We start from the raw sequence: 19,373 nt of genomic DNA, 5'->3' as shown, positions 1-19,373 counted from the left end.
ACGAGTCCGGGATCACCGGAGCCAGGGAGGAATGAAGCGGGATGGCGCTTCTGGAGCTGCGGGACATTGCCAAGCATTTCGGGGCGATCCACGCCCTGACCGGCGTCAGCTGGTCGATCGAGCCCGGCGAGGTGGTCGGGCTGATGGGCGACAACGGCGCCGGCAAGTCCACCCTGGTCAAGGTCATGGCCGGCAACTTCCCGCCGACCTCCGGCGAGATGCTGCTGGACGGCAAGCCGGTTCATTTCCACAAGCCGGTCGATGCCCGCGAGGCCGGGATCGAGGTGGTCTACCAGGACCTGGCCCTGGCCGACAACCTGACCGCTGCCGCCAATGTCTTCCTCGGCCGCGAGCTGAAGACCGGCGTCTGGCCGGTGCGGCGCCTCGACCACGGCGCCATGAACCGCAAGGCCCAGGCCCTGTTTGCCGAGCTGAAGTCGGAGACCCGCGCCGGCGACCTGGTGCGGCTGATGTCGGGCGGCCAGCGCCAGGCCGTGGCCATCGCCCGCACCCGCCTGTCCAACGCCAAGCTGATCCTGATGGACGAGCCGACCGCGGCGATCAGCGTGCGCCAGGTGCATGAGGTGCTGGAGCTGATCCGCCGCCTGCGCGACAGCGGCATCGCCGTGATCCTGATCAGCCACCGCATGCCCGACGTGTTCGAGGTGTGCGACCGGGTGATCGTGATGCGCCGCGGCCGCAAGGTCGCCGACAAGCGCATCGCCCAGAGCTCGCCCGAGGAGGTGACGGGCCTCATCACCGGCGCGCTGGAGGCGGCGTGATGGCGACCCAGGCGACCGATACGATGACCTTCGACAATGTCCGCCGGCAGGGCGCGCTGCACCGGGTCCTGTCGTCCCAGATCACCTATGTCCTGGCGGCGCTGGTGATCCTGATGGTGATCATGACCATCGCCTCGGACAAGTTCCTGACCGAGCGCAACCTGCAGAATGTCGCCCAGAACTTCTCCTACATCGCCATCGCGGCCTTGGGGCAGACGCTGGTGATCATCCTGGCCGGCATCGACCTGTCGGTCGGCTCGGTCATGGCGCTCGGCGCCGTCGCCACCAGCCTGGCGATGGACGCGACCGCCGATTGGGGCCTGTTCATCGACTGGCCGGGCCTGGCCCTGCTGGTCGCCGTGCTGGCCGGCGTGGCCGCGGGCGGCGTGGTCGGGCTGATCAACGGCGTGCTGATCGCCCGGCTGGGCCTGTCGCCCTTCGTCACCACGCTGGGCATGCTCAGCGTCTGCCGCAGCCTGGTCTATGTCGTGACGCAAGGCCGCGGCTCGCCCACCGCCGGGCCGGCCAAGGACCTGTTCCGGTCGCTGGGCAACGACCCGCTCTTCGGCCTGCTGCCGCCGTCGCTGATCTACATGGCGGTGCTGGCGGTGATGATCTGGTACCTGCTGCGGCACATGCAGTGGGGCCGGCACGTCTTCGCCATCGGCGGCAACGAGAAGGCGGCGGCGCTGACCGGCGTGCCGGTCGAGCGGGTCAAGATCTCGGTCTATGTCTTCTGCAGCGCGCTGGCCGGCTTCACCGGCGTGCTGCTGCTGGCCTGGCTCGGCTCCGCCCCCGCCAACACCGCGGTCGGCTACGAGCTGCGGGTGATCGCCGCCTCGGTGATCGGCGGCGCCAACCTGACCGGCGGCCTGGGCGGCCCGCTCGGCGCCGTCACCGGCGCGGCGCTGATCGAGGTCATCCGCAACGGGCTGATCCTGGGCGGGGTGCAGCCCTACTGGCAGGATTTCTTCGTCGGCGTGTTCATCATCCTGGCCGTGCTGCTGGACCGCATCCGGTCCAAGCGCGCGGCCTGAGCCGCCGGACGGCAACGAGTTCAACAAGGGGAGGACTGATTATGAGGAAGCTTCTTCTGGCCGCGGTGGCGCTGGGCGCCGTCATGACCATGGCGAGCGGCGCGAACGCGCAGGACAAGCTGCGCTTCGCCCTGGTGCCGAAGGCCATGAACAACCCATATTTCGACCTGTCGCGCGACGGCTGCATGGACGCCGCCAAGAAGCTGGGCGTCGAATGCGTCTATATCGGCCCGGTGGAGCATGAGCCGGCCAGCGAGGCGCAGATCGTCCAGGACCTGATCACCCAGGGCATCGACGGGCTGGCGATCTCGGTCGCCGATGTCGACGCGCTGACCAACGTGATCGACCAGGCGGTGGCCGCCGGCATCCCGACCATCACCTTCGACGCCGACGCGCCGGGGTCGAAGCGCCAGGCCTTCGTCGGCACCGACAACTACGCCATGGGCAAGGCCATCGGCGAGATGGCGGCCAAGCTGCACCCGAAGGGCGGCACCTTCGCGCTCGTCTCCGGCGGCCCGGCCGCGGCCAACCTGAACGACCGGGTGCGCGGCACCATCGACGGGCTGGGCGCCGGCTGGACCCAGGTCGCCGGCTCGCCGCTGTACTGCAACGACGACGCCGCCCTGGCGGTGCAGCAGCTGCAGGACACGCTGACCGCGCATCCCGACATCGACGCGCTGCTGCCGGTCGGCGGCTGGCCGCTGTTCGTGCCCGACGCCTTCCGCAACTTCGCCGAGCCGATCAAGGCCAAGCTGGCCTCGAAGGAGGTCGTGCTGGTCTCGGCCGACACGCTGAAGTCGGAGCTGGAGCTGCTGCGCGACGGCTATGCCAACGGCCTGATCGGCCAGCAACCCTATGAGATGGGCGCGCTGGCGATGGAGATGCTGCAGAAGCTGAAGAAGGGCGAGAAGGTGCAGGAGATCACCTATGTCGGCCTCGACACGGTGACGCCGGACAACGTCAAGGAGTTCCTGGCCAAGGCGAAGTAAGCGCTTCACAATGGGCCAGGCCGGGGGGAAATCGCCACCCAGGCCTGGCCTGTCGGCGCCGCGGTTGCGTCACGGTTGTGACGCGGCCGGTCCCTTGTTATGAGGACGGTCATGGTCAATCCGGTCCTGATCGCCCCCTCCATCCTGTCCGCCGATTTCGCCCGCCTGGGCGAGGAGGCCCGCGCCATGACCGAGGCGGGGGCCGACTGGCTCCATCTCGACATCATGGACGGGCACTTCGTGCCCAACATCACCTTCGGCCCGACGGTGGTGAAGGCGCTGCGGCCCTGGTCCACCCTGCCCTTCGACACCCATCTGATGATCGGCCCGGCCGACCCGTACATCCCGGCCTTCGCCGAGGCGGGGGCCGACCGCATCAGCTTCCACCCGGAGGCCGGGCCGCACCCGCACCGCACCGTCCAGCTGATCCGCTCGCTCGGCAAGGCGCCGGGCGTGGTGCTGAGCCCCGGCACGCCGATCGCCATGGTCGAGGAGCTCTTGGGCGACGTCGACCTGGTGCTGGTGATGACGGTCAACCCCGGCTTCGGCGGGCAGAGCTTCATCGAGAGCCAGCTCGACAAGATCGCCCGGCTGCGCGCCCTGATCGACAAGAGCGGCCGCGACGTGCGGCTGGAGATCGATGGCGGCGTGACGTCGGAGACGGCGCCGCGCGTGATCGCCGCCGGCGCCGACACGCTGGTGGCCGGCACCGCGGCCTTCCGCGGCGGCCCCGGCGCCTATGCCGGCAACATCGCCGCGATTCGCGGCAAACGCTGAGACATGCGGACCCCGCGCAGCCTCACCCGCAACGTCCACGACCAGATCGCGCGGTTCGCCTATTCGAACCCGCTCTACTCCGTGGCGCTGGGGCGCAAGGGGCCGCGCGACCTGTTGATGGTGCCGCCCGACCCCTGGCCGGGCGACGCCGAGCGCGGCACGGCGCTGATCGCCGGCACCTACCGGCTGGGCGGCCAGACCTATGAGGCGGCGGCGGCCGCGCCCTGGGAGCCGTTCGGCGCCGCGCCCGAGTTCATCGAGGCGCTGCACGGCTTCGAATGGCTGCGCGACCTGCGCGCGGCCGGCGGCGACCAGGCCCGGCGCGCGGCGCGGCGGCTGATCGACCACTGGATCGAGCGCTACGACCGCTGGCATCCGCTGACCTGGCGGCCGGACATCCTGGGCCAGCGCGTCGCCAGCTGGCTCGGCGCCCACGACTTCTTCTGCGCCAGCGCCGACGACGATTTCCGCACCCGCGTCTTCGCCAGCCTGTCGCGGCAGCTGCGCCATTTGGCCCGCGTCGCCGATGGCGACCCGGTCGACCCGCGCCAGATCCAGACCGTGCGCGGCCTGGTCTACGGCGCCGTGGCCCTGCCCCAGGGCCGGCCGCGGCTGGACCAGGCCCAGCGCATCCTCGGCAAGTGCCTGCCGCGCCAGATCCTGCCCGATGGCGGCCACATCCAGCGCAACCCGGCGGTGCACCTGACCGTGCTGCGCCAGCTGATCGACATCCGCGCCGCCTTCCGCGCCGCCCAGTCGCATGTGCCGGACGCGCTGCACCTGGCGATCGACCGGATGGCCCCGGCGCTGCGCCTGCTGCGCCACGGCGACGGCGGCTTCGCCCTGTTCAACGACGCGCAGGAGGGCGAGCCGGTGCTGATCGACGCCGTCCTGTCCCAGGCCGATTCCAAGGCCCGGGCGCCGAAGAGCGCGCGGCACAGCGGCTTCGAGCGGGCGATGGCCGGCCGCACCCTGCTGCTGCTCGATGTCGGCGCGCCGCCGCCGGCCGGCGCCGATGACGGCGCCCATGCCGGCCTCCTCAGCTTCGAGCTGTCGGTCGGGCGCGAGCGCATGATCGTCAATTGCGGCGCCTGGCCCGGCCGCGGCAGCGCCGAGGACAGCGCCTGGCACACTGCCCTGCGCGGCACCCCGGCCCATTCCACCCTCAGCGTCGCCGGCCGCGATTCGGCCGAGGTGCTGCGCGATGCCGGCATCGGCAAGCGGCCGCACGGCATCGAGGTCGACCGGCAGGAGACGCCGCAATCGGTGCTGATCGACGCCTGGCACGACGGCTATCGCGAGGCGCTGGGCCTGATCCACCGGCGGCGGCTGGAGCTGTCGGCCAATGGCGACGAGCTGCGCGGCGAGGACATCCTGTTCGCCGAGACCGACACGGCGCGCGGCCTGCCCTTCGCCATCCGCTTCCATCTGCACCCGGCCTTGCAGCTGTCGCCGGTGCAGGGCGGCAGCTCGGTGATCATCCGCCTGCCCGGCGGCGACGGCTGGCGCCTGCGCGGCTATGGCGGCCAGGTGGCGCTGGAGGAAGGCATCTATGCCGGCCGCGGCGCCGACCGCCGCAAGACCACGCAGGTCGTGATCTGGGGCGAGGTCGGGGCCGAGAGCACCGGCGTGCAGTGGATCCTGCGCCGGGAACGGCGGCTGGCCTGAGTTAACTTGGGCTCTTGGAGCCTATATCGACATCTTCTATGCTACATAAATTCACAATTTTACTAAAAGAGGATTAACATGAATAAAGATTTTGACGAACTCAAAAAAGATATCGAAATTGAATTGAATAGACAATACCTCAAAGACGAAGAGCGCGTTCGAAAACTACGCGCATCCAGATATGAACTTATGATCTATATGATTTTGTTCGTTTTTTCCACTTTTTCAAAAGCACTGTTTTCTCTTGGATATTTGCGCGATCTGGTATTGGAACAGTTCAGCCTCCCGGTCGCCGTCATAGCCGGGGGTCTGATGTTCATCTCATATTTCACATTTATATTAAATGGAGAGACCTTGTTGGTCTCTATTATATCTAACAATAAATTTAAGTTTTCATTTAGTACACCCTTGGGTAGCATAAAGATCGAAGATAAGGATGACTCATGGTCTCAAAATAGCGCTATCAATCGATTAAAACCCGATCAGGATGAAGCATTCGAGGATTATTTCTTATCGTACGTTTCAAGATCTCAGGAGACAGCAAAAATTGCCCAAAGGAGGCCCAACGCCCTCCTGTTTGCCGGAGCGACAATTGCTGCTCTTGGCTTGATATTCTTTATAGTAACCCTTCCGGGTAGCAGATTTGGCATATTAATTTCCGAAAACAATCCGGAAATAACTACAGCAGATTATTGGAAATCTCTAATTCTTCTATTCCCGAGATTGTTGATGCTTATATTTATTCAAGTATTAGCGGGATTTTTCCTTCGGCAATATCGAGTTTCTATGGAAGAATTTCGATACTATGAAGCACTTTTGCGCATACGAGAAGCTCAATTCATGAGCTACAAAATTATAGCACGCTCCCAAGATAAAAGGGCACTCACAGCGTTCACAGCAGAGTTGCTTCGCTACAAGGACATCGCGGAGATACGAAACGGAAAGAAAACTACAATTGCAGATGCCCAGGAAAGAGAAGGCAACGAAATTTTGACCGCCATACAAAGTTTGACATCGACAGTCGAGGCCGTACTTAAGCCAAAGCCAAAAGTGCCCGAAGCACCCTAGTCGGCGCCGCGCGGCGCTTGATGGTCGACAACCCGCCCGTCCGGGTCTAAAGACGGGCCGATTCCTGGCCCCCGGAGCCCCGCCGATGATGACCGAAGCCGCCCTGCCGATCCGCCGCGCGTTGATCTCCGTCTCCGACAAGACCGGCATCGTCGACTTCGCCCGGTTCCTGACCGAGCGCGGGGTCGAGATCCTGTCGACCGGCGGCTCCTTCAAGGCCCTGGCCGATGCCGGCATCCCGGTCAAGGAGGTGTCGGCCCATACCGGCTTCCCGGAGATCATGGACGGCCGGGTCAAGACCCTGCATCCGAAGATCCATGGCGGCCTCTTGGCCCGGCGCGACAGCGACGAGCATGTCGAGGCGATGACCGATTACGGCATCGCCCCGATCGACCTGCTGGTCTCGAACCTGTACCCGTTCGAGGCGACGATCGCGCGCGGCGCCAGCTTCGACGACGCGATCGAGAACATCGATATCGGCGGCCCGGCCATGACCCGCGCCGCGGCCAAGAACCATGCCTTCGTCGCCGTCGTCACCTCGCCGGTCGACTACGAGCCGCTGCGGCTGGAGATCGCGGCCAATGGCGGCACGCTGGGCGCCACCCGCCGCCGCCTGGCCGCCGCCGCCTTCGCCCGCACCGCCGCCTATGACGCCGCCATCGCCGGCTGGTTCGCCGAGGTCGGGGGCGAGACCTTCCCGCCGCGCCTGTCGCTGTCCGGCAAGCTGGCGGAGACGCTGCGCTACGGCGAGAACCCGCACCAGGCCGCCGCCCTCTATCTGAGCGGCCCCACCGTGCCGGGCCCGGCCACGGCCGACCAGGTGCAGGGCAAGGAGCTGAGCTACAACAACATCCTCGACGCCGACGCGGCGTTCGAGGCGGTGTCGGAGTTCACCGAGCCGGCGGTGGTCATCGTCAAGCATGCCAATCCCTGCGGCGTCGCCGTCGCCGCCACGCTGGGCGAGGCCTATGCCAGGGCGCTGGCCTGCGACCCGATCAGCGCCTTCGGCGGCATCATCGCCGCCAACCGGCCGATCGACGCCGCCACGGCCCAGGCGATCACCGCGCTGTTCGCCGAGGTGGTGATCGCGCCGGACGTCGAGCCGGCGGCCGCCGCCGTGTTCGCCGCCAAGGCCAACCTCCGCGTCCTGAAGACCGGCGGGGTGCAGGACCCGACGCAGCGCCGCCGCGTGCTGCGCAGCGTCGCCGGCGGCTTCCTGACCCAGACCCGCGACGATGCGGCGCCGGAGGCGTCGGAGCTGAAGCTGGTGACCCGCAAGGCGCCGACCCCGGCGCAGGTCGAGGACCTGCTGTTCGCCACCCAGGTGGCCAAGCATGTCCGCTCCAACGCCATCGTCTTCGCCAAGGGCCGCGCCACGGTCGGCATCGGCGCCGGGCAGATGAGCCGGGTGGACAGCGCCAAGATCGCCGTGGCCAAGGCGGCGGAGGCGGCCGCGGCCGCGGGCGAGACCGGCTCGCGCATCGCCGGGTCGGTGGCGGCGTCGGAGGCCTTCTTCCCCTTCGCCGACGGCCTGCTGGCGCTGGTCGAGGCCGGCGCCACCGCGGTGATCCAGCCCGGCGGCTCGATGCGCGACCGCGAGGTGATCGAGGCCGCCGACCAGGCCGGCATCGCCATGGTGTTCACCGGCCGCCGGCACTTCAGGCACTGAGGGTCGGGCTCAGCCCTTCGCCGGCTCCCGCACCGTCGCGACGATCAGCCCGCCGAGGGCGAAGAGCGCGATCACCGTCGCCATGCCGGCGCGCTGGCTGGCGAAGGCGGCGGTGACGGCGGCGAACAGCCAGGGACCGAGGAAGCCGGTGGCCCGGCCGGTCAGGCCGTAGAGGCCATAGGCCTCGCCCTCACCGCCCACCGGCGCCAGGCGGCCCATCAGGGTGCGGCTGGCGGCCTGGGCCGGCCCGAGGAACAGGCCCAGCGCCAGCGCCAGGCCGATGAACCAGACCGGGTCGGTGACCAGGATGATCGGGATGCCGATGGCGACCAGCGCCACGATCGAGACCAGGATCGTCGGCTTCGACCCGAGCGCGTCATCCGCCCAGGCGGCCAGGATGGCGCCGATGCCGGAGGTGACGTTGAGGCCGATCGCGAACAGCACGAGCTGGCCGAAATCGAGCCCCAGCGTGCCCGCGGCATAGATGCCGCCGAAGGCGAACAGCAGGTTGAAGCCCTCGCGGTAGACCGCGCTGCCGACCAGGAACCGCACCAGGTTGCCCCGGCCCGGCAGCGATCTGAGCGTGCGCCACAGGTCGGCCAGGCCGCGGCGGATCGCGGCGCCGATCGGGGCGCCGCCCGGCGCCTCGCGGACGAACAGGAGCAGCGGCAGCGCGAACACGGCCCACCACAGCGCCACCAGGGGGCCGGTGGCGCGCGGCCCGGCGGAGTCCACCCCCGGCAGCGGCAGCAGCGGCGCGGCGCCGCCGAAGCCGATCAGCCCGAACAGGGCGATCACCAGGCACGCCAGCCCGCCGAAATAGCCCAGGCCCCAGCCCCAGCCGGAGACCCGGCCCAGCATGCCCGGCGGCGCCACGTCGATCAGCAGCGCATTGTAGAAGACGTAGGACAGCTCGAAGGCGACGGTGGCGACGCCGACCAGCAGCAGCGCCGGGACGATCCAGGACGGGTCGGGCGCCATGAACCAGAGCAGCGCGGTCGGCACCACCGCCACCGCGACGCAGCCGGCCAGCCAGGCCTTGCGCCGCCCGCCATGGTCGGCCACGGCGCCCAGCACCGGGCTGAGCAGGGCGATGGCGATGCCCGCCACGCCGATGGAAACGCCCCACAGCGCCGCGCCCCGGTCGGGGTCGCCGACGATGCCCTTGGTGAAATAGACCGAGAAGACGAAGGTGCCGATGACCGTGTTGAAGGCGCTCATCGCCCAGTCGTAGAGGCACCAGCCGAAGATCGCGGCCCGCCCGTTCGCGCGGGGGGCGGGGGCGGCCTCGGCGGTCATCGGACACCTGCTCCGGCGGTGATAGCCCCCTCACCCTCCCGGCCTTCGGCCGGGCCCCTCCCTCTCCCCGAGGAGAGGGGAATAATCACCTCTCCCCCGGGGAGAGGTCGAAATCGCGCAGCGATTTCGGGTGAGGGGGCGGCTCCGGCCCAGCCGGCGTTCAGCCCCGCCTCACCCCCACGGCCCGCGCGCCTGGGCCGGGGCCATGCCGGCCAGGCGCTGCAGCGCGGCGACGCGGTTCGCGGTCTTCGGGTGAGTCGAGAACAGGCTGTCGACCGCATGGGCGTGCAGGGGATTGATGATGAACATGTGGGCGGTGGCGGGGTTCCGCTCCGCCGCACCGTAGTCGATCCGCTGCGAGAACGCCTCGATCTTTTCCAGGGCCGAGGCCAGCCACAGCGGCCGGCCGCAGATCTCGGCGCCGACCCGGTCGGCCTCGTATTCGCGGCTCCGGCTGATCGCCATCTGCACCAGCATGGCGGCCAGCGGCGCCAGGATCACGGTCAGGATCACGCCGATGAAGCCGAGCGGGTTGTTGCGGTTGTCGCCGCCGCCGAAGAACAGGCCGAAATTCGCCAGCATCGACAGCGCGCCGGCGATGGTCGCCGTGATCGTCATGATCAGCGTGTCGCGGTTGCGGACATGCGCCAGCTCATGCGCCATCACGCCCGCCACCTCCTCCGCCGACAGCCGGCGCAACAGGCCGGTGGTGGCGGCCACCGCGGCGTTCTGCGGGTTGCGGCCGGTGGCGAAGGCGTTCGGCTGGTCGGTGTCGATGATGTAGACCCGCGGCATCGGCAGCTGCGCCTGCTCGGCCAGCCGGGCCACGAGGTTGTAGAAGTCGGGCGCGGTGCGGGCATCGACCTCGCGCGCATTGTGCATGCGCAGCACCATCTTGTCCGCGTTCCAGTAGGCGAACAGGTTCATGCCCACCGCCACCAGCAGCGCGATCATCATTCCGCCCTGCCCGCCCAGCAGCCAGCCCGCCGCCATGAACAGCGCGGTGAGGGCCGCCAGCAGCATCGCCGTGCGGATATAGCCCGACATCAATTCCTCCGTCCGTCTCGTCCCGGATCAGATGGCCCCGGCCCGCTTCCGATCAAGCCTGGACACGGTGGCGAGGCAGGGCCATATCCAGGAAATGAGCGAGACCGAGACCCCCAAGCCGCTGTCGCCCCAGGACCTGGCCGAGCGCATCGATCCGCGCACCGGCGCACCGGTCGAGATCGTGCCGCAGATGCCCGGCGAGATCGGCGGCCCCAAGGGCCCCGAGCCGACCCGCTACGGCGACTGGGATGTGAACGGCCGCTGCTCGGATTTCTGAGCGCCCAGGCCGCCGGCAGCGTCCGCGCCGGGGTCAAACCCGGTCGTCCGGACCCGCGACCTCCCGCACCGCCTCGACCACCTGCCGGCGCAGCCAGGCATGGGCCGGGTCGTCCTGCCGCCGCTCGTGCCAGATCATCGACATCGGCAGCGGGTCGAGGTCCAGCGGCAGTTCCAGCACCGTCAGCGGCACCATCGTTGCGGCCTGCCGGGCCAGGCGGCGCGGCAGCGACAGGATCATGTCGCTGCGCGCCACCAGCATCGGCGCCACCAGGAAATGCGGCAGCCGCATCGCCACCCGCCGGGCCAGGCCGAGCCGCGCCAGGGCGACGTCGACCGGCGCCTCGCCGCGGCCGGTGACGATGATGGTGACGTGCGACAGCGCCACGAAGCGTTCCAGCGTCAGTCCCTGCCCGGCCACCGGATGGCCCTGCCGCACCACGCAGACCATGTCCTCGTCGTAGAGCCGCCGGCGGAAGAACCCGGCCGGCAGGTCGTCATAGACGCCGAGCGCGAGGTCGGCGGCATCCCGCGCGATCAGCTCGACATGGCTCCCGACCAGGGGCGGCACCTCCACATCCAGCCCGGGCGCCAGCCGCGACAGCCGCGACGCCAGCGCCGGCATCAGCAGCAGGGTCGTGTAGTCGACGCTGCCGATCACGACCTTGCCGCGCGCGGTGGCCGGGTCGAACGCCGCCGGCGCGACGATCGCCCGCGCCCCGTCCAGCAGCCGGGCCACCGGCTCGGCCAGGGCGGCGGCGCGCGGCGTCGGCTCCAGCCCGTGCGGTGTCCGCACCACCAGCCGGTCGGCCAGCAGCCGCCGCAGCCGGCCCAAGCCGCGGCTGGCCGCCGGCTGGCTGAGGCCGAGCCGCTGCCCGGCGCGGGTGACGCTGCGGTCGCGCAGCAGCGCGTCGAGCAGCTTCAGCAGATTCAGGTCGACGGATCTCAGATCCACTTCACGCATGTGGATGATCATAACCATGCATTTGAGATATGGCGATGCCGGCCGCATCTCTTGGGCACCGGCCCCCGATGCGGGGGCCGCATCCAGCCAGGAGAGAAGCGATGTATGTCGTCACCGGCGTGACCGGGCGGACGGGCGCTGTCGCCGCCCGGACCCTGATCGAGGCGGGCGAGCGTGTGCGCGTGGTCGTCCGCGACGCGGCGAAGGGCGAGGCCTGGGCCCGGCAGGGCGCGGAGGTGGCGGTCGCCGACCTGGCCGATGTCCCGGCCCTGAGCGATGCCCTGTCCGGCGCGACGGGCGCCTATCTGCTGGTCCCGCCCTCCTACACCGAGCCGGCGCCGATCGCCCGCGGCCAGGCGATGGCCGCCGCGATCGCCGAGGCCGTGGCGGCCGCCAGGCTGCCGAAACTGGTGGCCCTGTCCTCGGTCGGCGCCGACCGGCCGGACGGCACCGGGCTGATCCTGGTCAACCGCGCGGTCGAGCAGCGCCTGGCCGCGACCGGCGCGCCGGCGACCTTCCTGCGCGCCGCCTATTTCATGGAGAACTGGGCCGGGGTGGCCGGCGTCGCCGCAGCGCAGGGCGTGCTGCCCAGCTTCCTGGCGCCGCTCGACCGCGCGATCCCGATGGTGGCGACCGCCGATATCGGCCGCGCCGCCGCCAGGGCCTTGCGAGAGGATTGGACCGGGACCCGGACGATCGGGCTGGAGGGGCCGGCCGCGGTTTCGCCCAACGACGTCGCCGCCGCCTTCGCCCAGGCGCTCGGCCGGCCGGTGCAGTCCGTCGCCGTGCCCGAGGCGGGCTGGGCCGGGGCGCTGTCGCAGGCCGGCTTCTCACCCGGCGCCGTCGACGGCTTCGTCGAGCTGAACCGCGCCATCAACAGCGGCCATGTCGACTTCGCCACCGATCCGGCCGCCGGGCACCGCCGCGGGACGACGCCGATCGACGCTGTGATCGCCGGACTGATCAAGACCGCAGTCTGAGAGACCGTTTGGAAATGCGCTGGCGTGAGTCGGCTGGCGGCGGTTTCGAGAACCGGAGCGCAGCGCACGTCTGGTGCGTGAGCACCGGAAGCGGAGAAACCGCCGTCAGACGGCCGCGCCGGCGCATTTACAGGCGGTCTCTCGGGCGAGGGGCCGAAGCCCCTCGCCCGCCGCTCACTTCAGCTTCGCCAGGTCGACGGCTTCGGCATATTTCTGCTTCGCCTCCGCCGGCGCGTCGCCGGTGACGGTGACCAGGACGCGGCTGTCGACCAGCATCTGGATCTCGCCCTGCTCGTTCACCACGGCCTGCTGGCCGCCGATCTTGACCAGCTTGCCCATCATCGCCGCCATCGCCGGGTTGGCGTAGAGCCCGGCCATCTGCGCCACCAGCGGCGAATCCACCATCACCTGGATGCGGACCTGCTGGCCGTCGGCATTGGTGTAGCCGCGCTCGGTCTGGACGCCGCCGCCGAACATCGCCGCGGCGGACGAATCGCCCGATGCCTCCTCCGCCGTCCAGCCGTCGAGCGGCGTCGGCAGGGCCTTGGCCAGCTGCTCCGCCGCCAGCTGGCCCAGCAGCGTCGCCGCCAGGTCGGCCGCCTTCTTGGCCCGGCCGTAATCGCCGCTGCTATAGGCCGATTCCGCCTGGCCGAGCGCGTCGTGGATGTCGTCGGCCAAAGCCGGCCGGATGGCCCAGCCGGCGAGCGCCACCAGGACCGGCACGATGATGTACTTCATGTCTTACCCCTCGGATGCCGCCGCCGGACGATCCGGCCGCGCCCCTGCATCCAGGCCGAGATCCTAGCGTCCCGCGCGGGCCCGCCAGTGACCGCGCGCACAGACGGAAATGTCGCGAGCCCCGCGCCGGACGAATTCCTGTGTCCAATTGTCCGGTCTTTTCGTGGCGACGTTGCCGGCGCAGGCTGAAATCCTGCCGCCCAAAGAAGAACGCCCGCCGGAAGCCCGACCCATGTTCCGCTTTTTCGAAGCCCGCGTGCTGCCGACCGCCACGGGCATGCCTGGCCAGCCGCCGGGCAGTCTGCTGCGGTTCTACTGGTTCTTCCTGAGGCAGGTGCGCGGCTACTACGTCGCCCTGCTCGGCGCCGGGCTGACCGTCGCGCTGCTGGACGCGCTGATCCCGGTCTTCATCGGCCGGGTCGTCACGCTGCTGAGCACCGTGACGCCCGAGGCCCTGTTCGCCGACCACTGGCACCTGCTGGCCGGCATGGCCGCGGTGCTGCTGATCTGCCGCCCCGCCGCGCTGTTCCTGCAGGCGCTGATCACCAACCAGATCATCGCCTCGGGCTTCACCAACCTGATCCGGTGGCAGAGCCACTGGCATGTGGTGCGGCAGAGCTGGACCTTCTTCCAGAACGATTTCGCCGGCCGCATCGCCAACCGGGTGATGCAGACCGGGGTGGCCCTGCGCGACAGCACGGTGATGTCGATCCAGGCGGTCTGGTACCTGACCGTCTACGGCACCAGCGCCCTGGTGCTGCTGGCCAGCGCCGATCTGTGGCTGGCGCTGCCGACCGTGGGCTGGTTCGCCGTCTACATCGTCCTCCTCACCTATTTCGTGCCGCGGCTGAAGCAGCGCTCGGTCGAGATGTCGGAGGCGCGGTCGCTGCTGACCGGCCGGATCGTCGACAGCTACACCAACATCCTGACCGTGAAGCTGTTCGCCCGGGCGAAGGAGGAGGACGACTACGTCCGCGAGGCGGTGGACGGCCACACCGTGATCTTCCGCAGCCAGCTGCGGCTGATCACCCTGTTCAACCTGTGCCTGTCGACCACCAACGCCCTGCTGGTGGTGTCGACCGCGACCATCGCCATCCTGCTGTGGCGCCAGGGGCTGGTGGCGCTGGGCGCCGTCGCCATGGTGCTGCCGCTGACCTGGCAGATCGTCAACATGGCCGGCTGGGTGGCGCAGCAGGTGACCACGATCTTCGAGAATATCGGCGTGGTGCAGGAGGGCATGATCTCGATCGCCAACCCGCTGCGCCTGGTCGACAAGCCGGGCGCCAAGCGGCTGAAGGTGACCGAGGGCGGCATCCGCTTCGACCAGGTCAGCTTCAACTACGGCCGGCCGGGCGGGGTGATCGAGGCCCTGACCCTCGACATCCGGCCGGGCGAGAAGATCGGCCTGGTCGGCCGCTCCGGCGCCGGCAAGTCGACCCTGGTCAACCTGCTGCTGCGCTTCTTCGACGTCGAGCGCGGCCGCATCCTGATCGACGGCCAGGACATCGCCGGGGTGACGCAGGAGAGCCTGCGCGAGCAGATCTCGGTGGTCACCCAGGACACCTCGCTGCTGCACCGCTCGATCTTCGAGAACCTGAACTACGGCCGCCCGAGCGCCAGCGAGGCCGAGGTGGTGGCCGCCGCCAAGCAGGCCCATGCCCATGACTTCATCCTGGATGTCGAGGATTGGCGCGGCCGGCGCGGCTACGAGGCCCATGTCGGCGAGCGCGGCGTGAAGCTGTCCGGCGGCCAGCGCCAGCGCGTGGCGATCGCCCGGGTGGTGCTGAAGAACGCGCCGATCCTGATCCTGGACGAGGCGACCTCGGCGCTCGATTCCGAGGTCGAGGCGGCGATCCAGGAGCAGCTCGAGGATCTGATGGAGGGCAAGACGGTGATCGCCATCGCCCACCGCCTGTCGACCATCGCCCGGATGGACCGACTGGTGATCCTGGAGCGCGGCCGCATCGTCGAGATCGGCAGCCATGAGGAGCTGCTGCAGGCCAACGGCCACTACGCCTCGCTGTGGCGCCGCCAGTCCGGCGGCTTCCTCGGCGAGGAGGAGCAGGCGGCGGAGTAGGAGACCGTCTGTAAATGCTACTGGCGCGGCCGTCTGGCGGTGGTTTCTCCGCTTCCGGTGCTCACGCACCAAATGTGCGCTGCGCTCCGGTTCTCGAAACCACCGCCAGCCGACTCACGCCAGCGCATTTCCAAACGGTCTCTAAGAGTGCCGCTGATCAGGCCGCCTCGGTGATGTCGAGGCGGACCGTCAGCCCGGCCCGGCCCGCCAGATTGATCAGCGCGTCGAGGCTGAAGTTGCCGATCCGGCCGCGCAGCAGGTCGTTCAAGCGGGGCTGTGTGATCTGGAGTCGCCGAGCGGCTTCGGCCTGGGTGACGTCCCAGCCCTGCACCTGCTGGCGGAGCGCGATCAACAGATCCGACCGCATCGTCATGTTCGCAGCCTCGGCCGGCGTGTCCTCCAGCGCATCCCAGACATTGTCGAAGCTCTGGCGTTCCATGGCAGCCTCTCAGATCTGCCGCAATCGCGCGGCAGCCAGGTCCAAATCCTTCTTCGCGGTCTGCTGCGTCTTCTTCTGAAACGCGTGAAGCACGTAGACCGCGTCGCCACGCCTGACGACATAGATCACCCGGAATGCTCCGGCCTTGTCGCGAATGCGGATCTCGCGAACGCCGGGCCCGATTGTCTTCATCGGCTTCCAGTCCGACGGATCCAGCCCAAGCTGCACCTGACGCAACTCGATACCGGCCTCGCGCCGCGCCGTGTCCGGAAACTCCCGAAGGCGATCGAGCGAATCCCCCAGGAAGACAATCGGCGCCGTCATGCTTCGTCCGCTTATATCAAAATCAGTATAGATATAACAGGGACAACTTGCCGCCCTACTTCGCCGCTCCCTCCGCCTTCGGCAACACCTCGACCGTCGCGGTCATGCCCGAGGCCAGCAGCACGCCGTCGGGCACCTTGTCGAGCGCGATCCGCACCGGGATGCGCTGGGCCAGCCGGACCCAGCTGAAGGTCGGGTTCACGTCGACGATCTGGTAGTAGGAGTTCAGCGACACCTCGCGGTCCGAGATCGCCCGGTCGATGCTGGCGACATGGCCCTGCAGCGGCGTCGACACGCCCATCAGCCGGATCTCGACCTTGTCGTCCGGGTGGATGCGCGGGATCTTCGTCTCCTCGAAATATCCCCGGACATGGAAGCTGTCGGCGTCGACGATCGCCATCACCTGCTTGCCCGCCGTGGCATAGGCCCCCTGGCGCAGGATCAGGGTCGAGACATAGCCGTTGACCGGCGAGCGGATCGTCGTCCGCTCCAGGTCCAGCTTCGCCGTGTCCAGCGCCGCCTGGTCCTGCTCCACCGCCGCGCGGGCCGCGCGGGCCGCCGATTCCGCCTGCTGCTGGGCCTCGATCGAGATGGCGTTGCTGCCGAGCTTGGCGCGGCGGGCGGCATCCGCCTCCAGCTGCTCGGTCTGCGCCTGCTGGCTGTCGAGCGCCGCCTGCGCCCGCTGCACCGCCAGGGTGTAGCGGTCGGGGTCGATCACCAGCAGCACGTCGCCCTTCTTCACCGCCTGGTTGTTGACCACCGGCAGGCTGACGATGATGCCGGAGACGTCGGGTGCCACCTGCACGATCTCCGCCGCCACCCGGGCGTCCCGGGTCCAGGGGCTGTCGATGTAGTACTGCCACAGCAGGATGCCGGCGACGACGGCGCCGGCCGCCATGACCAGGGTGATGATGACGCGGAGGGCGAGGGCTGCGTATTTCATGGTCTTCTCTCCCTCACATCGTCAGCGCGACGAGGGCGGTCAGGATGATCAGGAGCAGGGACAGGTCGAACAGCGCCGGATGCCAGATCCAGCGATAGGCGCCGACGCGGCCGAGCACGAAGCGCAGCACGCCGGTGAGGAGCAGCGCCACCACCAGGTAGCCGAGCATCGGCGACAGGTAGACGCCGGCGAGGTCGATTTCCTTGATCAGCGGGTTCATGGCGTCGGCACGATCAGGTCGCGGATGAGGGCCGGGCCATCGGCCTGCGGCATGGCGAAGAACTCCGACTGGTAGGACAGCGTCACCCAGATCGCGGTGACCGAGACCAGGGCGGCGACCGTGTTGCGGTCGGTGTCGAGGCCCTGCAGCACCTCGCCGGCGCGGGCCAAGGCGGCCATCGCGTCGGGCCCGCTGCCGCCGCGGTGGCGCCAGGCCAGGCCGAAATGGCGCTCCAGCGCCGCCAGCGCCGTCTCCACCGCCCGCGTCCCGGGCGGCGGCAGCCGGCCGGACAGCCGGCGCAGGATCATGATGTTGTGGCCGACGCGCAGGCTGGCCAGGGCGCCGTGCAGGATCGGCCGGTCGCCGGGCGAGGCGTGGTCGAGCCGCGAGAACAGGCCGTTGATGCGGTCGAACATCCGGCTCTCGAACTCGGCCTGCGACAGGCCGCCGCCCGACGCCATGCGCGCCAGGTCGGCCATGATGCCGGTGACGAAGCGCTGCGCCATCCAGCGCACGCCGAGCGGCCGGATCAGCCGGAACAGCAGCACGGCGAGCGCGATGCCGGCCAGGGTGGCGAGGGCGTTGTTGACCGCCCCGGCAAAGTCGAGCGAGGCGCGGTCGGACAGCCCCAGCAGGGTCAGGAAGTTGATGCAGAGCAGCAGCCCGGACGGCCCGATCCGCGGCGCCGGCATCAGCATGCCGGCCGGCACCAGCACCGCGCCCAGCACCAGGGCCAGCATCGGGAAGCCGTCGACCCGGGGCAGCACCAGCGCAAAGTAGAGCAGGTAGATGACGGACGCGACCGCCGCCATGCGCAGGAATTCCTTGGCCGGCATCGCCGGCTCGTCCGCGCCGGAGAAGAAGCCGAAGACGACGACCAGGATGGTGGCGGCCGCGGCGCCGTTGGGCCAGGCGGTCAGGATCCAGAAGCCGCAGGCGACCACCAGCGCGGTGAAGGCGGTGATCCCGGCCATGATGGCGGCGGCCTGGTCGCGATGCCGGCTGATCGACGGCGCCGACCGCATGGTGCGCGGCCGGGTGCCGGCGGCGACATGGTCGCGCAGCCGCCGGCAGTCGTCGCGCAGGGTCAGCAGGTCCTGCAGCCGGTCCAGCAGGATGCGCACGATCATGGCCGTCTGGCTCTGCCGCAGCTCCTCCAGCGACGGCTGCATCGTGTCGATCAGGCGCCGGGCGGCGCCGACGCTGTCGTCATCGTCCGGCTGGTCCGGGCCCAGCGAGCGGTCCATGATCCGCGCCACCGCCTCGAAGGCCGGGCGGATCGCCTGCCACCGCGCCGGGTCGCGGAAGCGCAGCAGCCGCCCGCGCTCCTGCATCGAGACCAGCACGGCCAGGAAGGTGAACAGCCGCCCCTGCAGCTGGCGGATGACGTCGTTGGCCAGGCGGATGGCCCGCGTGTCGAACACGGCATGGGCGCGCAGCGTCTCCAGCGCCACCGCGTCGCCGATCAGCCGGGCACGGTCCGTCTGCGGCGCCTCCTCCGTGCCTTCGGTGCGCAGGATGCCGACCGCCCATTGGGCCGTGGCCGCCAGCAGCGCCTCGATCCGGCCCAGCAGGACCGGGCCGACCGGGCGCGGCAGGATGATGGCGCTGAGCACGCCGGCGCAGGAGATCGCCAGCAGGATCTCGACGCAGCGGTTGGTGGCGATGTCGAACACCGTGTCCGGCGCGGTGATCGCCGGAAAGCCGATGATCGCGGCGGTGTAGCCCGCCAGCAGCGGCGCATAGGCGCCGGGCGCGTCGCGCAGCATGACCGAGACGTAGATGCAGCAGCCGAACCACAGCGCGCTGGCCAGCACGAACAGCTCGCGCTCCTGCGCGAACAGGGCGATGAAGGTGACGCTGGCCAGCACGCCCACGGCGGTGCCGAGCACGCGGTAGACGCTCTTCGACAGCATCATGCCGGTCAGTGGCTGCGACACGATGTAGACCGTCAGCATCGCCGTGCCGGGCGAGGACAGGTTGATGCGCAGCGAGATCCAGGCGGCCAGGATCGCGGCGCAGAAGGTGCGCAGCGAGAACACGCCGTCACGCCAGGTCGGCCAGTCCATTCGTTCC

At 69.4% G+C, this 19,373-nt stretch carries 19 protein-coding genes; 10 read left to right on the top strand and 9 right to left on the bottom strand.

Annotation, left to right across the window (positions count from 1 at the left end; all coding sequences use genetic code 11):
- Positions 1 to 41: 41 nt before the first annotated feature.
- The 7 genes from BWR60_RS18040 to purH all read left to right on the top strand — a co-directional run bounded on the left by BWR60_RS18040 (position 42) and on the right by purH (position 7,990).
- Entirely contained in the window at positions 42 to 782 is a 741-nt protein-coding gene (locus BWR60_RS18040; RefSeq protein WP_088152413.1) for an ATP-binding cassette domain-containing protein, read from the top strand.
- The gene (locus BWR60_RS18035; protein WP_088152412.1) at positions 782 to 1,819 is read left to right on the top strand and encodes an ABC transporter permease; all 1,038 of its coding nucleotides are present in this window, start codon (positions 782 to 784) and stop codon (positions 1,817 to 1,819) included. The genes BWR60_RS18040 and BWR60_RS18035 overlap by 1 nt, the downstream gene beginning before the upstream one ends.
- Positions 1,820 to 1,860: 41 nt before the next feature.
- The gene (locus BWR60_RS18030) at positions 1,861 to 2,808 is read left to right on the top strand and encodes a sugar-binding protein (RefSeq protein WP_088152411.1); all 948 of its coding nucleotides are present in this window, start codon (positions 1,861 to 1,863) and stop codon (positions 2,806 to 2,808) included.
- 111 nt (positions 2,809 to 2,919) lie between these two features.
- Positions 2,920 to 3,585 (top strand): ribulose-phosphate 3-epimerase, encoded by a 666-nt coding sequence (gene rpe, locus BWR60_RS18025; RefSeq protein ID WP_088152410.1) that lies wholly within the window; start codon positions 2,920 to 2,922, stop codon positions 3,583 to 3,585.
- Positions 3,586 to 3,588: 3 nt separating this feature from the next.
- On the top strand, positions 3,589 to 5,253 hold the full coding sequence (locus BWR60_RS18020; protein ID WP_088152409.1) for a heparinase II/III family protein: 1,665 nt from the start codon (positions 3,589 to 3,591) through the stop codon (positions 5,251 to 5,253).
- A 78-nt stretch (positions 5,254 to 5,331) separates the two neighbouring features.
- Positions 5,332 to 6,321, top strand: a complete 990-nt coding sequence (locus BWR60_RS36405) for a hypothetical protein (protein ID WP_144445657.1) — start codon at positions 5,332 to 5,334, stop codon at positions 6,319 to 6,321.
- 88 nt (positions 6,322 to 6,409) lie between these two features.
- Positions 6,410 to 7,990 (top strand): bifunctional phosphoribosylaminoimidazolecarboxamide formyltransferase/IMP cyclohydrolase, encoded by a 1,581-nt coding sequence (purH, locus tag BWR60_RS18015; RefSeq protein ID WP_088152437.1) that lies wholly within the window; start codon positions 6,410 to 6,412, stop codon positions 7,988 to 7,990.
- A 9-nt stretch (positions 7,991 to 7,999) separates the two neighbouring features.
- On the opposite strand, the gene BWR60_RS18010 is transcribed toward purH, so the two are convergent.
- Together BWR60_RS18010 and htpX are read right to left on the bottom strand one after the other, a co-directional pair.
- On the bottom strand, positions 8,000 to 9,289 hold the full coding sequence (locus tag BWR60_RS18010; protein WP_088152408.1) for an MFS transporter: 1,290 nt from the start codon (positions 9,287 to 9,289) through the stop codon (positions 8,000 to 8,002).
- Positions 9,290 to 9,460: 171 nt separating this feature from the next.
- A complete protein-coding gene (gene htpX, locus BWR60_RS18005) occupies positions 9,461 to 10,336 on the bottom strand; it encodes a zinc metalloprotease HtpX (protein WP_088152407.1) in 876 nt (291 codons plus the stop codon).
- Between the two features lie 94 nt (positions 10,337 to 10,430).
- Here htpX and BWR60_RS18000 point away from each other — a divergent pair, with 94 nt between their 5' ends.
- On the top strand, positions 10,431 to 10,613 hold the full coding sequence (locus BWR60_RS18000) for a DUF1674 domain-containing protein (RefSeq protein WP_088152436.1): 183 nt from the start codon (positions 10,431 to 10,433) through the stop codon (positions 10,611 to 10,613).
- A 33-nt stretch (positions 10,614 to 10,646) separates the two neighbouring features.
- Here BWR60_RS18000 and BWR60_RS17995 read toward each other — a convergent pair whose 3' ends face one another.
- A complete protein-coding gene (locus tag BWR60_RS17995) occupies positions 10,647 to 11,576 on the bottom strand; it encodes a LysR substrate-binding domain-containing protein (protein WP_088152406.1) in 930 nt (309 codons plus the stop codon).
- A gap of 101 nt (positions 11,577 to 11,677) precedes the next feature.
- On the opposite strand from BWR60_RS17995, the gene BWR60_RS17990 reads away from it, so the two are divergent.
- On the top strand, positions 11,678 to 12,556 hold the full coding sequence (locus BWR60_RS17990; RefSeq protein WP_088152405.1) for an NmrA family NAD(P)-binding protein: 879 nt from the start codon (positions 11,678 to 11,680) through the stop codon (positions 12,554 to 12,556).
- 174 nt (positions 12,557 to 12,730) lie between these two features.
- Here the strand turns inward: BWR60_RS17990 and BWR60_RS17985 are convergent, their stop codons facing one another.
- The gene (locus BWR60_RS17985; RefSeq protein ID WP_088152404.1) at positions 12,731 to 13,294 is read right to left on the bottom strand and encodes a hypothetical protein; all 564 of its coding nucleotides are present in this window, start codon (positions 13,292 to 13,294) and stop codon (positions 12,731 to 12,733) included.
- A 232-nt stretch (positions 13,295 to 13,526) separates the two neighbouring features.
- Here BWR60_RS17985 and BWR60_RS17980 point away from each other — a divergent pair, with 232 nt between their 5' ends.
- A complete protein-coding gene (locus tag BWR60_RS17980; protein ID WP_088152403.1) occupies positions 13,527 to 15,371 on the top strand; it encodes an ABC transporter ATP-binding protein in 1,845 nt (614 codons plus the stop codon).
- 157 nt (positions 15,372 to 15,528) lie between these two features.
- Here BWR60_RS17980 and BWR60_RS17975 read toward each other — a convergent pair whose 3' ends face one another.
- From BWR60_RS17975 to BWR60_RS17955, 5 genes are read right to left on the bottom strand one after another with little or no spacing between them, the layout of a single operon-like run.
- A complete protein-coding gene (locus BWR60_RS17975) occupies positions 15,529 to 15,810 on the bottom strand; it encodes a helix-turn-helix domain-containing protein (protein ID WP_088152402.1) in 282 nt (93 codons plus the stop codon).
- A gap of 9 nt (positions 15,811 to 15,819) precedes the next feature.
- Positions 15,820 to 16,134, bottom strand: a complete 315-nt coding sequence (locus BWR60_RS17970; protein ID WP_088152401.1) for a type II toxin-antitoxin system RelE/ParE family toxin — start codon at positions 16,132 to 16,134, stop codon at positions 15,820 to 15,822.
- A 55-nt stretch (positions 16,135 to 16,189) separates the two neighbouring features.
- Positions 16,190 to 17,077 (bottom strand): efflux RND transporter periplasmic adaptor subunit, encoded by an 888-nt coding sequence (locus BWR60_RS17965; RefSeq protein ID WP_088152400.1) that lies wholly within the window; start codon positions 17,075 to 17,077, stop codon positions 16,190 to 16,192.
- 13 nt (positions 17,078 to 17,090) lie between these two features.
- Positions 17,091 to 17,297 (bottom strand): DUF1656 domain-containing protein, encoded by a 207-nt coding sequence (locus tag BWR60_RS17960; RefSeq protein ID WP_088152399.1) that lies wholly within the window; start codon positions 17,295 to 17,297, stop codon positions 17,091 to 17,093.
- Entirely contained in the window at positions 17,294 to 19,366 is a 2,073-nt protein-coding gene (locus BWR60_RS17955; protein WP_088152398.1) for an FUSC family protein, read from the bottom strand. The genes BWR60_RS17960 and BWR60_RS17955 overlap by 4 nt, the downstream gene beginning before the upstream one ends.
- Between the last annotated feature and the right edge of the window lie 7 nt (positions 19,367 to 19,373).

Source organism: Inquilinus limosus, from assembly GCF_002195995.1.
Lineage (GTDB): Bacteria > Pseudomonadota > Alphaproteobacteria > DSM-16000 > Inquilinaceae > Inquilinus > Inquilinus limosus_C.
The sequence above is the reverse complement of the archived record's forward strand: the minus strand, read 5'-3'. Positions and strand labels throughout refer to the sequence as shown.

Bases quoted from the DNA above. Each gene is read 5' to 3' on its own strand.
- BWR60_RS17965 (WP_088152400.1), bottom strand. From the start codon at position 17,077: ATGAAATACGCAGCCCTCGCCCTCCGCGTCATCATCACCCTGGTCATG.
- BWR60_RS17985 (WP_088152404.1), bottom strand. From the start codon at position 13,294: ATGAAGTACATCATCGTGCCGGTCCTGGTGGCGCTCGCCGGCTGGGCC.
- BWR60_RS18020 (WP_088152409.1), top strand. From the start codon at position 3,589: ATGCGGACCCCGCGCAGCCTCACCCGCAACGTCCACGACCAGATCGCG.
- BWR60_RS17970 (WP_088152401.1), bottom strand. From the start codon at position 16,134: ATGACGGCGCCGATTGTCTTCCTGGGGGATTCGCTCGATCGCCTTCGG.
- BWR60_RS17975 (WP_088152402.1), bottom strand. From the start codon at position 15,810: ATGGAACGCCAGAGCTTCGACAATGTCTGGGATGCGCTGGAGGACACG.
- purH (WP_088152437.1), top strand. From the start codon at position 6,410: ATGACCGAAGCCGCCCTGCCGATCCGCCGCGCGTTGATCTCCGTCTCC.
- BWR60_RS18035 (WP_088152412.1), top strand. From the start codon at position 782: ATGGCGACCCAGGCGACCGATACGATGACCTTCGACAATGTCCGCCGG.
- rpe (WP_088152410.1), top strand. From the start codon at position 2,920: ATGGTCAATCCGGTCCTGATCGCCCCCTCCATCCTGTCCGCCGATTTC.
- BWR60_RS18010 (WP_088152408.1), bottom strand. From the start codon at position 9,289: ATGACCGCCGAGGCCGCCCCCGCCCCCCGCGCGAACGGGCGGGCCGCG.
- BWR60_RS17955 (WP_088152398.1), bottom strand. From the start codon at position 19,366: ATGGACTGGCCGACCTGGCGTGACGGCGTGTTCTCGCTGCGCACCTTC.
- BWR60_RS18040 (WP_088152413.1), top strand. From the start codon at position 42: ATGGCGCTTCTGGAGCTGCGGGACATTGCCAAGCATTTCGGGGCGATC.
- BWR60_RS17995 (WP_088152406.1), bottom strand. From the start codon at position 11,576: ATGCGTGAAGTGGATCTGAGATCCGTCGACCTGAATCTGCTGAAGCTG.
- BWR60_RS36405 (WP_144445657.1), top strand. From the start codon at position 5,332: ATGAATAAAGATTTTGACGAACTCAAAAAAGATATCGAAATTGAATTG.
- BWR60_RS17960 (WP_088152399.1), bottom strand. From the start codon at position 17,297: ATGAACCCGCTGATCAAGGAAATCGACCTCGCCGGCGTCTACCTGTCG.
- htpX (WP_088152407.1), bottom strand. From the start codon at position 10,336: ATGTCGGGCTATATCCGCACGGCGATGCTGCTGGCGGCCCTCACCGCG.
- BWR60_RS17980 (WP_088152403.1), top strand. From the start codon at position 13,527: ATGTTCCGCTTTTTCGAAGCCCGCGTGCTGCCGACCGCCACGGGCATG.
- BWR60_RS18000 (WP_088152436.1), top strand. From the start codon at position 10,431: ATGAGCGAGACCGAGACCCCCAAGCCGCTGTCGCCCCAGGACCTGGCC.
- BWR60_RS17990 (WP_088152405.1), top strand. From the start codon at position 11,678: ATGTATGTCGTCACCGGCGTGACCGGGCGGACGGGCGCTGTCGCCGCC.
- BWR60_RS18030 (WP_088152411.1), top strand. From the start codon at position 1,861: ATGAGGAAGCTTCTTCTGGCCGCGGTGGCGCTGGGCGCCGTCATGACC.